Source organism: Prauserella flavalba (genome assembly GCF_003202235.1).
Lineage (GTDB): Bacteria > Actinomycetota > Actinomycetes > Mycobacteriales > Pseudonocardiaceae > Prauserella_A > Prauserella_A flavalba.
The window spans coordinates 24454-35628 of sequence record NZ_MASU01000033.1; the positions used below are offsets into that span (position 1 = coordinate 24454).

Consider the following 11175-nt stretch of genomic DNA (forward strand, 5'->3'; position numbering starts at 1 on the left):
CTACACCAGGGCGAGCACGAGGATGCCGAACGCGCGGCCGAGGATGCCAAGCACGATGCCGGTGACGGCGCTGCCCTCGTTGGTCGCCAGGCCTTGTCGCACCTTGCTTACTCCCAGGATGCCGAGGATCAGCGAGATGAGCCGAGCGGCCACAGCAGCAGTGACATGAGCCCGAGCGTGAGCGCTGCAGTGCCCGTGCCGTTGTCGGGCGCCCGGTACGGGTAGGGATACGGCGCCGCGTGGGGCACGGGCGGCGGATAAGCCTGGTACTGCGAGTAGGACTGCTGGTAGGGGACGAGCGGCTGAGGCCCGCTCGGTGGTTGCTGATGGCCGTACTTCTGGCTGGATCGGGGAGGTAGGGCTGCGTCATGGCGCTCCTTGGTCGTCTACCAGGCTCTTCGGAGGAATCTCCTGCCGTGTCACCGTTCTTTGCGAGCTGTGGCCGAGCTGTGACACGGCTCGATCGACCCTGCGCCCAACGGTGACCATCGTCACCGCGACGATCATCGCGGCCTCAGCTCCGACGCGGAAGGCGGTGTCTGCGACCGCGACGAGCGCGCGCCGCTTCACAGACCGCCTCCGTCCAGACCAAAGAACGACTTGACGGGGCTAGAACCACCCGGCGCTGCTGGCGCATCGGAGTCGATCCACAGGGAGGCGACGACCGACTTGGTGACCAATGGCTTGTTCGCGACGATGCGCATCCCATCTTCAGCGCCATGGCGCTCGCGTATCTCGGGCTCGCGCTCATGGCCCCGAGCGTCCTCGCGATCGTTGGCCTTGCCGCTCTCCTGGCGGCAATCGAACTGCAGGTGCGGATCGAAGTATCCGCCCAATCGGAGACGAGCTGTCTGAGCTTGACCACCGCCAGAGAACGCGACGCGCGGCCAGGTCAAAGAGCGTGGCTGTATCGTGGGCTTGCTCGCTCGGCGAGCACCAACGGAGGCCACGCCACAGATGGGAAGCCCGCTGGGCGCACCGACAGGTCAGCGGGCGGATGTGCGAGGTGTTACTGGTTGATCAAAGATCGTTGAAACCGACGCAACCAGGCGGGCGAGCTTTCAGCCTAGCTCTTGGCGCAGGGTGAACGTACGTCCGCCGTCGCGGGATGCGTAGATTCCCGTTTCGGTGGCGACGTAGACCTCGGAGCTGCCGTTCGTGGCGAGGGCTTGCGGTGCGCCGGGTACCTGGCCCGCCGTGGACCACGAGGTGCCGCCGTCCTTGCTGGTGTGCACCCTGCCATCCGGATCGATGCCGATAAGGGTGTTCTCGGATGGCCAGTCGAGGAGTAGCAGGAGAGGAGCTTTCGGCATGGTGGCGAAGGTGCGGCCGCCGTCGGTGCTACGCGCCGGGCCCTCCTCGGTGGTTGCTAGCACGGTGTTCGCGTTGGTGGGGTGGACGGTGAAGTCGGCGAGTGCGATGCTTGCGCGCCGGTCCCAGTTCTGTCGGTCGCTGGTGACCATGAGCTGCTGGCTCTGGCTGTCGTAGCCGTACACCTGGTTGTGTTTGGCTTCGAGGGCGTGGAAGTCGGCTTGGCCGGATAGCGAGAGGGGCGCCCACGTCTGCCCCGCGTCGGTGCTTTCGATGAGGCCAAGGTGCGGCGGGAGGTCCTCGTCCGGGGCGGGGTGGCCGCTTCCGAGGAAATGCCGTGGGCCTACGACGGTGAATCCCATCGTGTCCTGCTGTCGGTCCGCGATCAATTCGGGTTCGCCCTGATCGGGAAGCCGGAACACCCCGTAGTGGCTCGCGGCGTAGAGAGTGCCGTCGGCGGGGTCGATGCCGAGTCCGTGCACGTGCCCGAGGCTGGGCGGCGCGCCGGGCACGTTGTTCGCCGTCTGCTCGGCGGTTTGACCGCACGCGGTCAGTGTGGCGGCGGCGATCACAGTCATCACGCCAAGGCGCATCCTGTTGCGCTGTGTCACCGAGCTGCAACTCCTTCGTCATCTGCCTCCCCGGACAAAGTGAACTATATAGGTTAGTAGTTTTCGGCAATGTTGGGGCGATGCAGAGCTAAGTGTGGCGAAGCGGTGGCGCTGGGAGGTTGCCAGCGCCACCGCTGCTGCTTAGGTAGACCTTTCGGTGGCGTTGAACCCGTTGCGGGCGTGTGACCCGTCGCAGAACGGCTTCTTCGCCGACATCCCGCAACGGCACAGCAGGGTCGTGCGCCCTGGACCCAGCTCATAGCTGTTGTTCTCGTGATCGACGAGACGGATAGGGCCCTTGATCTGATAGGGGCCGTTGTCCACCGCCTTGACCACGATGCGGTCGGAACTTGGTTCGGTGCTCATGGCTTACTGGGCGACTTCGTAGCCGGCGTCTGCGATCGCCGCCCGGACGAGCTTGCCGTCAATTGGGTTGTCGCTGATCACGGTGACTTCACCGGTGGCGATGTCGACATCGACGTCGTTGACGCCGGCTACGCCGGTGACTGCGGTGGTCACCTTGTTCATGCATCCAGAGCAGGTCATGCCTTTGACGGTGTAGGTGCTCGTGCTCATTGATTTCCCTTCGACGGTGGTCAATGGCAACTTAACACTACGGGGGTAGGGTATCAAGGGGATTGGCGCGGCCCTGTTTCGGCGGAATGCTTAGCTGATGAGGATGTTGCCTTGGAAGACTGCGAGGATCGGGCCGGCGAGGATGCCGACGGCGACGGAGGCCGGTGCGGCGAGGTAGGCCGTGGTCGCCGCCCGGGGTTCGGCGTGTTCGATGGTTGTGGGGTTGGAGCGCATGGCGGGCGCGATCCATCGGAGGTAATAGAACACGCTGGCGGCGGTGTTGACGGCGGCGAGGACGACCAGCCAGACGAAACCGGCGTCGAAGGCGGCGGTGAAGACGGTGAGCTTGCCGGCGAACACGCCGGTTGGTGGCGTCCCGACGAGACCGAGCAAACAGATAGTGAGGCCTAGCGCCAGCCAGGGTTGGTGGCGCCGCAGGCCGCTGTAGTCGGTGAGCGTGCGCGCGCCGGGCAGCGCGCAGACTACCGCGAACGCGCCGAGGTTGGTCACGGCGTAGGCGGCGAGGTAGAGCAGCAGGCTGGGGAGCGCGAGTGTGCTGCGTCCGGCGGCGGCGACGGCCATCAGGAGATAGCCGATCTGGCTGATAGTGGAGTAGGCGAGCAGGCGGCGTACGTCGCTCTGGAAGAACGCCGCGAGGTTGCCCAGAGTCATTGTGGCCGCAGCGAGGACAGCGAACAGAAGTGGCCAGTCGAGTGAGGCCAAGCCTAGTGGAGCGGCGACGAGCCGGTAGAGCGCCACGGCAGCGCCGATCTTGGGGATGGTGGTGACGATAGCACCGACCGGTGGCCGCGCGCCCTGCGTGACGTCCGGGACCCAGAACTGGGCAGGCACGGCGCCCGCCTTGAACAGCAGGCTGGCGATGACGGCGATGACGCCGACGGCTGCGGCGGCCGTCGGCGCGTCCGGTATTCCATCGGCGAGCGTGGGGTAGTCGGTTCCGCCGCTGAGGCCGGTCAGCAGCATGATGCCGAACAGCATGGTGACGCCGAGCAGTGCGCCGAGCAGGTAGAACTTCAGGCCGGCCTCGGTGCCGGGGGAGTCCTTGGCGAACGCGGCCAGCGCGTAGAGCGGAACACTGGCCAGGAGATAGGCGGCACCGAGCAAGAGAAGGTCGTTGGTACCGGCGAGGATGACGGTGCCGAGCGCGCTGAGCAGGAGCAGGACGACGAACTCGGTTTCGCGCTTGTGGCTGCGGACGTCCGCAGTCAGGCCGAGCACGAACAGCACGGACACGAGCACGACGGCCCGGGTGGCGTTGGTGGCGATGTCGACGGAATAGCTGCCTTCGAACACAGCCGTGCTCGGCTCCAGCCAGTCGAGCACAGTGGACGCGAGCCCGGCGAGGCAGGCGAGTGCGGCGAGAACATGGATCAGCCACTGGCGTCGGCGGGGCAGGTAGGAGCCGATGAGCAGCCCGAGCACGGCGCTGGCAGCGAGGAAGATCTCGGGCAGGAGCAGGCCGAGCTCCTGGGTCATCATTCCTTCCATGTCAGCGGCTCACCAGGTCGCCGAGGGTGCGGGCCGCGGGTTCGATGACGTCGAGTAGGAATCGCGGGAACAGGCCGAGTACGACGGCCAGCACCATCAGCGGCGCGATCGAAATGGTTTCGGGGGCGGTGAGATCGGTGGTGCCGCCTGCGGCTCGTGGCGGGCCGAGGAAGATGCGCTGGTAGGCGCGGAGGAAGAGGGCCGCGCTGATGAGAATGCCGAGGAAGGCCAAGGCAGTGGCGACGGGCGTCGCCCCGAGCGAGCCGGTGAAGATCTGGAACTCGGCGATGAAGCCGGAGAACCCAGGCAGCCCCAGGGAGGCGAAGGCTGCGATCGCGGTGAGCCCGGCGAACCGGGGTGCGCTGGCGGCGAGCCCGCCATAGGAGCCCATGTCGTAGGTGTGTCCCCGTTCGTAGAGGACACCGGCGAGCAGGAACAGCGCACCGGTGATCAGGCCGTGGCTGACCATCTGCGTGACGGCTCCGGCGACGGCGAGGTCATGGGCCTGTTCGTTCGACGTGGCGATGAGCCCGGCCGCGCCGATGGCGAGGATGATGTAGCCCATGTGGTTCACGGAGGTGTAGGCGATCATCCGCTTGAAATCGCGTTGCGCCAGCGCTACCAGCGCACCGTAGAGCACACTGAGCACACCCACGATCACGATCACCCAGGCGTAGCGTCGCCACGTGTCGGGCAACAGCGGCATCGCGATGCGCACGAAGCCGTAGGTGCCCAGCTTCAGCAGGACACCGGCGAGGATCGCGGACCCCGCTGCCGGGGCTTCGGTATGGGCTGGTGGCAGCCACGTGTGGAACGGCACGGTTGGCGTCTTGATCGCCAGGCCGACGACGAGCGCGAGCAGCACCAGCGTTCCGGCGACGCCCTGTCCTGCCAAGGGGTTCTGTTCAGCAAGCTGGGCGATGTCGAAGGTGTGGGGCTCGGCGGAGAGGTAGAGCCCGATGAACCCGAGCAGCAGCGCGAGCGAGCCGACGAACGTGTAGAGGAAGAACTTCAGTGCCGCCCGGGCCGCCCCCTTGTGTCCCCACCCGGCGATGACGAAGTACATACCCACGATGGACAGATCGAAGAAAACGAAGAACAGGATCAGGTCCAGGGAGACGAACAGGCCGAGGCACACCGTTTCCAGGAAGAGGAACAGCGCGGCGAACGAGCGGATGCGCTGAGTCTGGCGTAGTGAGTAGATCGCACAGGCCAAGAACAGCACGGCGGTGAGCGCCACCAGCGGCAGGCTCAGTCCGTCCACGCCGAGGTGATATCCCGAGCTGACGCTGGGGATCCACCGGCGGTTGACCTCGTAGGCGTAGCCCGGTGCCGCGGGGTCGTAGCCGACCCACACCCCGAGCACGAGGACGAGTTCCACGGCACTGGCGGCGATCCAGGTCCAACGGACCGCGTTGTCGCCGAGCCGTGGGAGGGCCAGCAACCCGGCGGCGACGGCCACGGGCAAGAACACGATGATGCTGAGCACGCCTACCTCACGTTCGATCCGGTGTTCATCCGAGCACCACCAGCAGGACAACGAGCGCGGCGAGGGCCACGATGGCCTGCGCGTAATAGTGATGGAGCTGGCCGGTCTGGGGGCGCCGGGCCGACCGTCCCAAGCGGCGGAAACCGTGGGCGACCGCGCGGACGGCGCCGTCGACGGACCACTCGACGCGGGCGTCGACCGCGCGCGCCACTGAGGAGCCCACCGCGACCGCGGCGCGCACGCCGCCGTCGATGACCCGGTCGTCGAACCGGGCCAGCGCGACGGCGGCGGCCTTGGTCGGCGCCGCGACCAGGCTGCGTGCCGCCGCCTCGAGCCCGAGCCATCCAGCCCATGGTTCGCGTGCCGGGACGTCTCCGCGACGGCGGACGACCGCGGCAACAGCGCCCGCGGTGGCCAGGGCGACGACCGCGGAAACCAGCAGCTCCCACCACGCCGCGGCTGCCTCGTCGGTCGTGGAGACGAAGCGGGCGAAGGATTCCCAGACGGCGGGGACGGCGAGCACACCCAGGGCGGCCGCCCCGGCGGCGAGCGGTGGCAGCGCGCTGCGCTGCCACGCATTGACCCGGCCGGTGGCGCGCTGCTCGACGTGCCCCGCCGCGCCAGGATCGGGAGCTGACCACACGATCGCCACGGCACGACCGGCATAGGCGGCGCTGAGCGCCGCGGCGCCGAGCCCGACCAGATACAGCGGCGTGGCGTCCCGGAGTGCTACGGCGAGCACGTGGTCCTTGGTCGCCCAGATCGACAAGGGCGGGATCCCGGCCAGCGTCACGGCTCCGGCGGTGAAGGTCACGCCGACGACCGGGTACCGACGGGCGACGCCGCGAAGTGCTAGCAGGTTTTTGGTGCCCAATGCGGTCAGCCACGCCCCAGCGGCGAGGAACAGCAGGCTTTTGGTCAGCGCGTGCGCCACGAGCTGTCCGCTCCCGGCGGCGACCCCGCCCGCTCCTGCGGCGAACACCATGAATCCGACCTGGGCGCAAGTGGAGGCGGCCAGCAGTTGCTTGAGATCGCTCTGCACCACGGCCACGGCCCCAAGCGCCAACGCGGTCAGGGCGCCGGTCCACGCCACCAGCACACTCGCCCACGGGGTGGCACCGAGTAGCGGCTCCAGGCGCAGCAACAGGTAGGCGCCGGCGGCGACCATCGTTGCCGAGTGCAAGAGGGCGGACACGGGGCTGGGGCCGTCCATGGCGCGAGACAGCCAGAAGCTGAACGGCAGCTGGGCCGACTTGCCGAGCGCCGCCAGCACCACACCCGCGGCCACGACGTCCCGCCACCCGTCCGGCAACCCGGCCAGCTCGTCGAGGGCGAGCGCGCCCGCGCCGCCGGCGAGTGCCGCTCCCGCCGCCAGGTAGAGCCCGAGGTCGGCGGAGCGGGTGGTCAAGAACGCCACCGTGCCCGAACTGGCCCGCCGGGACTCCCGCCACCAGAAACCGATGAGCGCGTACGAGGCCGCGCCCATCACCTCCCATGCCATCAGCAGCGTGACCAGCGTCGTGGCGGTGACCGTCACCAACATGGCTCCGGCGAAGAGCAACATGAACCCGAAGAACCGCGCCCGCGCCTCCTCCGGGCCGAATTCCCCGACGGCGAAGATCAGCACCGCAAGTAGCACGACGGAGACGATGATGACCATGACCGCGGAAAGGCCGTCGACCCCCAGGCCGAACGACACACCTTCCACATAGGACGCCGTGACCGCCGGGCGTTGGGCGGTCACGATGGCCGACAGCGCCAGCGTCAGCGCCGCCGCGGCGATCGCGCCGGGCACGGCGAGCGAATCCGCGCGCCTGCCACACACCAGCAGCAGGCTGCCGACCGCCAGTGGAACTCCGATCAGGAACCACAGCGTCATGTCTTAGCCCTTCAGATCCGCGGCCATGTCGGTCATGTCCACGTCTCTGGCCCGGAACACCGCTGTTGTCACGGCAAACCCGGCCGCCATCTCGATCGCCATCGCTGTGATGGCCAGGACAATGACCACCTGCCCGTCCGGGCGATCGAGCGCGGTGAAGTACCAGAACGCCGCGCCACCCACGATCACGGCGTTGATCATCAACTCAAGGCCCATCATGATCATGACGATGGACTGCTGGGAGAGCGCACCGTAGAGGCCGACGCTGAACAGTGCGGCCGCGAGTAGCAAATACTCTTGCAGACTCACCTGCCGACACCTCCTCGAACGGGGTCGTCGGGGCGATCGCGATCCAGCCGGTCGCCGTAGCGGTCGTAGCGGCCCCGGTGTGTGGCCAGGACGACCGTGGCGACGATCGTGGCGAACAGGGCGAGCCCAAGAACTATCATCATCAGCATCTTCGGCCCCATCAGCGCCTCACCCAGCGCCATAGTCGGATCCTCGGGCTGCGGCGCGGACGATGTGGGCCAGTCGATGAGGTAGATCCCGGTCGCCAGAACCGCGAAAGTGCCGATGGCGATCGCCAGCGAACCCTTCTGGTTGTGCACCATGGTCATCGGCATCAGCCCGGCGGGATTCATCATGTACATCAACATGAAGACAACCATGATGACCATCTCCATGATCATCATGAGGATGACCAGGATGCCGAGATATGTCAGGTCCACGAGCAGCACGGTCCCGGCTGCGAAGAGGAACGACGCCAGGAGCGCGAACGTCGCGCGGGCCATTGAGTCGACGCGAAACACCGCGACGCCGGTGACCACCGATCCGGCCGCGCACAACCAGAACACGAACTCACGCCACATCGAGCACCTCCTCAGATGACCACAAGGGATACGAACAGCGCCTGCAACAGCGTCGCCGGAATCAGCACCATCCAGGAGATCTCTTCGAACCGTTCCATCCGGATCGTCGGGACCCTGCGGCCCGCCCACACCAATGCGGCCAGCACAAGTGCTGTCTTGACCAGCGTCCACAGCCAGTCCGGAAGAAGGGGCCCGGCGCCGCCACCGAGGAACAGCGGCACGGCCATCGCTGCCCCGGAGACCAGGAGGACCCATCGGCCGGCGAGGAACACGAGCCTGTCCACGCCGGACAACTCGGCCAAAACACCCCCGGCGACGTCACCGCTCACGGCGTGGTTGAACGGTCCGGAGAACGCCATCGCCAGCACCGAGAGCAGGTAGACGGCGAAGGCGACCGGCATCCACACGACGAACCACAGGTCTTGCTGGGCAGCGACGATATCGGCGACCCGCAGCGAACCGGCACCGAGCGCCGCGGTGGTCAGTACGAACATGTGCGGTAGTTCGTACGCCAGGCCTTGTGCGACGAACCGGTACCCGCCCACCAGACTGAACGTTGAGTTGGCGCCCCACCCCGCCAGCCACACCGCCGCCCACGCGACGATCTCCATCGCGTTGAACCACACCACACCTGCCGAGAGATCTCCGACTGCCCAATGCCCCAGGGGAGTGACCAGCGAGGCGAGCACCGCGGCCACCAGCAGCACCATGCCCGCTGCGCGCCACAGCAGCGTGTCGGCGGCCAGCGTGCGCCGACGCTGTTGCACGAGCAGCCCGGCCGCGGAGCGCAGCGGAGCGAGAGCAGCCGACCGAGGTGCGGTCACCCCGGCGGCCCGGGCGGCGAGGGTGGCGTCGAACGCCGCTGCGCCCACGGCGAACAACCCCAAAATCACTGGCAAGAGCAGCACTCCCCAGGCTGTCGTCTCAACCATGATGAGCCTCGCGCACGGTGAGCATGTCGGTGTCGAGGTCCAGGCTCGCGACGATCAGCCGCGCCGTGGCCAGCTCGCGGCCCTCCAGCACGCTGGGGAGGACATCGACGGCCCACGGCGTGCCGTCAGCCACATCCGGGGATGCGACTGACGTCTTGGGGTCGGCCAGCGAGTCGACCCAACGGTAGAGACGGGTCAGTGCATCTCCCGCGAGTGCCCTCGGCGTGGAGGGCTTGTCTGGCACCTGTCCCACCCCGGTCAGTAGCCACGGCAGCGTGCGGGAGCGGCGCACCTGCCTGCCCCACCTCCGGATGGGGCCCGCGATCTCGGCTTGCGGCGTCCCAGTCAGCACCTGATCCCGCAGACGTCGCGCGACAGCGGCGGCATCCGCCCAGCCAGCGATCGCGAGCAGGGCAGCGCTCGCGTCCAACCACCTGGCCTTCAGGGGGCGCCCCGGGCGCAGCCAGAATGCGTCTCCCCGGGCATCGCCTATGCCGAGCACTTCGACCGCTGCCTGCTGAATGACATCGCCTTGTAGTTTCGTGCGCACGACGAGCCCGGGCGGCCAGAGCGGCAGTAGCGGACCGAGCGGTACGTGCAGCTGGTCGAGAGTGAGCCCATCCCGATCGTCCGCCCGGCCGGCCATCGGCACGCCGCCCGCCAGCTGCATGCCATCCATGTCGTGTCCGTGATGACCGTGGTGCTCGTGGTGACCATGTTGCTGTTGGTCTTGCTCCGCGTGTCCGCTGCCGGACGGCGCACTGTGATGTGAACGATGTTCGGCATGGCTTCCGTGTTCTTGCCTGCCGGCCTCCGATTCAGGGCGATCACCGGCGGACAGGGCCTCGGTCGCCTGTTTGTGCTGGTAATCGACGTTGTGCAGGGCGCTGACCGCCACGTCGAGTTCACGCGGTGCGTCGTTCGCGGCCTGCACGTCCACCCGTGTGCGGGGTGCGGGTATGAGCCCCCATAGCTGTTCGACAAGGGGCTCGAGCGCATGCCCGGCGACACCTGCAACGACGAGTATGTTCGCCTCTGCGGGACTGAACGCCGTACCCCACGCCCGTTCCCTCACACAGCGCTCGACGGCCAGCCGTGCCTCCGTGCCACCAGGTACGGTGACCACCAGGGGCCGGGGTGGCATCGTCCTCAGCAGCCACCTGCTCAGCTCCACCGCAACGCCCCTTCTCGCCAGGCATAGGTCACACCGGCGAAGAGAATTCCCAGGAAAACGAACATCTCCACCACGGCGGTCATGCCTTCCTCGGCGACCACGAGCGTCCACGGGTACATGAACACCATTTCCATGTCGAACGCCAGGAAGATCATCGTCAGCGTGTACCAGCGAACGTGATATCGCGACACGGCATGTTCGGCGGGCGCGTGCCCGGACAGGAACGGACGTACGTCCCTGAGGGTGCTGCCCAATCGGAGGAGGAAGGCGACACCGTAAAGGCCAGCGATGATGCCGATGATGACCACGGCCAGGAGAAACGCATTGCCGACGTTCACGGCGACTCACACCTCCCGCGCTCGGCTGGTTCTAGGACGGCCGACCGCCCTCCTACTACCCGTGATCGCAGAGCGTATGCGCGGCGTAGCCGCCGTGCCACTCCAAAATATGCCACTACGGGGTACGGGTAAAGCTAACATGGCTGCCACCGGCACGCGTGTAGGCAGTACCAGTGGCAGCCGCTCGTGGCGGCACGCGTCAACGAGCTCGAGGCGCGCCGGCCGGTTCCTCGGCAGCGGGTTCGATGCCCGCGACCAGGTTGAAGGCGCCGGTGAGCAGGTTGAGTGCAACCAGGCCGACAACATCGGCGATCACGCGGTCGCTCCAGCCGTGGGCACGCAGGTCGGCCACATCCTCATCGGCAATCGCGGAAGGCTCGGCCAGCACCCGGACCGCGAAAGCGGCCAGGGCTGCTTCGCGGCGATCCGTCGCTGTGCCCGCACGGGCGAGCGCGATGTCGGCCTCGCTCAAACCGGCCGCCCTAGC

14 protein-coding genes are annotated in these 11175 nt (G+C 67.5%); all 14 read right to left on the minus strand.

The annotated features are described in order from the left end of the window. Positions 1-153 (minus strand): hypothetical protein, encoded by a 153-nt coding sequence (locus BA062_RS40145; protein WP_158303278.1) that lies wholly within the window; start codon positions 151-153, stop codon positions 1-3. 413 nt (positions 154-566) lie between these two features. Continuing rightward, the gene (locus BA062_RS39680; protein WP_137097501.1) at positions 567-836 is read right to left on the minus strand and encodes a hypothetical protein; all 270 of its coding nucleotides are present in this window, start codon (positions 834-836) and stop codon (positions 567-569) included. Positions 837-1061: 225 nt separating this feature from the next. Next, positions 1062-1889 (minus strand): F510_1955 family glycosylhydrolase, encoded by an 828-nt coding sequence (locus BA062_RS38940; RefSeq protein WP_425453027.1) that lies wholly within the window; start codon positions 1887-1889, stop codon positions 1062-1064. Positions 1890-2063: 174 nt separating this feature from the next. Then, a complete protein-coding gene (locus BA062_RS38945) occupies positions 2064-2288 on the minus strand; it encodes a CDGSH iron-sulfur domain-containing protein (RefSeq protein ID WP_110344131.1) in 225 nt (74 codons plus the stop codon). Positions 2289-2291: 3 nt separating this feature from the next. After that, positions 2292-2498, minus strand: a complete 207-nt coding sequence (locus BA062_RS38950; protein WP_110344132.1) for a heavy-metal-associated domain-containing protein — start codon at positions 2496-2498, stop codon at positions 2292-2294. A gap of 90 nt (positions 2499-2588) precedes the next feature. After that, positions 2589-3995, minus strand: a complete 1407-nt coding sequence (locus tag BA062_RS38955) for an NADH-quinone oxidoreductase subunit N (protein ID WP_110344133.1) — start codon at positions 3993-3995, stop codon at positions 2589-2591. A gap of 13 nt (positions 3996-4008) precedes the next feature. Continuing rightward, positions 4009-5496, minus strand: coding sequence for a complex I subunit 4 family protein (locus BA062_RS38960; protein WP_110344134.1), 1488 nt, complete (start codon positions 5494-5496; stop codon positions 4009-4011). A 25-nt stretch (positions 5497-5521) separates the two neighbouring features. Continuing rightward, a complete protein-coding gene (locus BA062_RS38965) occupies positions 5522-7375 on the minus strand; it encodes a proton-conducting transporter transmembrane domain-containing protein (RefSeq protein ID WP_110344135.1) in 1854 nt (617 codons plus the stop codon). A gap of 3 nt (positions 7376-7378) precedes the next feature. Beyond that, positions 7379-7684: an NADH-quinone oxidoreductase subunit NuoK gene (gene nuoK, locus BA062_RS38970; RefSeq protein ID WP_110344136.1), complete on the minus strand. Its 306-nt coding sequence runs from the start codon at positions 7682-7684 to the stop codon at positions 7379-7381. After that, positions 7681-8244, minus strand: coding sequence for an NADH-quinone oxidoreductase subunit J (locus BA062_RS38975; RefSeq protein WP_110344137.1), 564 nt, complete (start codon positions 8242-8244; stop codon positions 7681-7683). Before BA062_RS38975 ends, nuoK begins: the two co-directional genes overlap by 4 nt. An 11-nt stretch (positions 8245-8255) precedes the next feature. Next, positions 8256-9137 carry a complex I subunit 1 family protein gene (locus BA062_RS38980; RefSeq protein WP_245960246.1) on the minus strand — a complete coding sequence of 294 codons (882 nt, stop codon included), beginning with the start codon at positions 9135-9137 and terminating at the stop codon, positions 8256-8258. 31 nt (positions 9138-9168) lie between these two features. Next, positions 9169-10116: a hypothetical protein gene (locus tag BA062_RS38985; RefSeq protein WP_245960245.1), complete on the minus strand. Its 948-nt coding sequence runs from the start codon at positions 10114-10116 to the stop codon at positions 9169-9171. Between the two features lie 224 nt (positions 10117-10340). Continuing rightward, complete coding sequence (locus BA062_RS38990; protein WP_110344140.1) at positions 10341-10688, minus strand: NADH-quinone oxidoreductase subunit A; 348 nt, start codon at positions 10686-10688, stop codon at positions 10341-10343. A gap of 199 nt (positions 10689-10887) precedes the next feature. Next, on the minus strand, positions 10888-11175 hold a 288-nt coding region (locus tag BA062_RS38995; protein ID WP_484266825.1), incomplete at its 5' end, for a carboxymuconolactone decarboxylase family protein.

What these genes read in the sequence shown, in the direction of transcription:
- BA062_RS38940 (WP_425453027.1), bottom strand. Translation starts at nt 1,889, where the DNA reads ATGACTGTGATCGCCGCCGCCACACTGACCGCGTGCGGTCAAACCGCC.
- BA062_RS38965 (WP_110344135.1), bottom strand. Translation starts at nt 7,375, where the DNA reads ATGACGCTGTGGTTCCTGATCGGAGTTCCACTGGCGGTCGGCAGCCTG.
- BA062_RS38955 (WP_110344133.1), bottom strand. Translation starts at nt 3,995, where the DNA reads ATGACCCAGGAGCTCGGCCTGCTCCTGCCCGAGATCTTCCTCGCTGCC.
- BA062_RS38950 (WP_110344132.1), bottom strand. Translation starts at nt 2,498, where the DNA reads ATGAGCACGAGCACCTACACCGTCAAAGGCATGACCTGCTCTGGATGC.
- BA062_RS38975 (WP_110344137.1), bottom strand. Translation starts at nt 8,244, where the DNA reads ATGTGGCGTGAGTTCGTGTTCTGGTTGTGCGCGGCCGGATCGGTGGTC.
- BA062_RS38945 (WP_110344131.1), bottom strand. Translation starts at nt 2,288, where the DNA reads ATGAGCACCGAACCAAGTTCCGACCGCATCGTGGTCAAGGCGGTGGAC.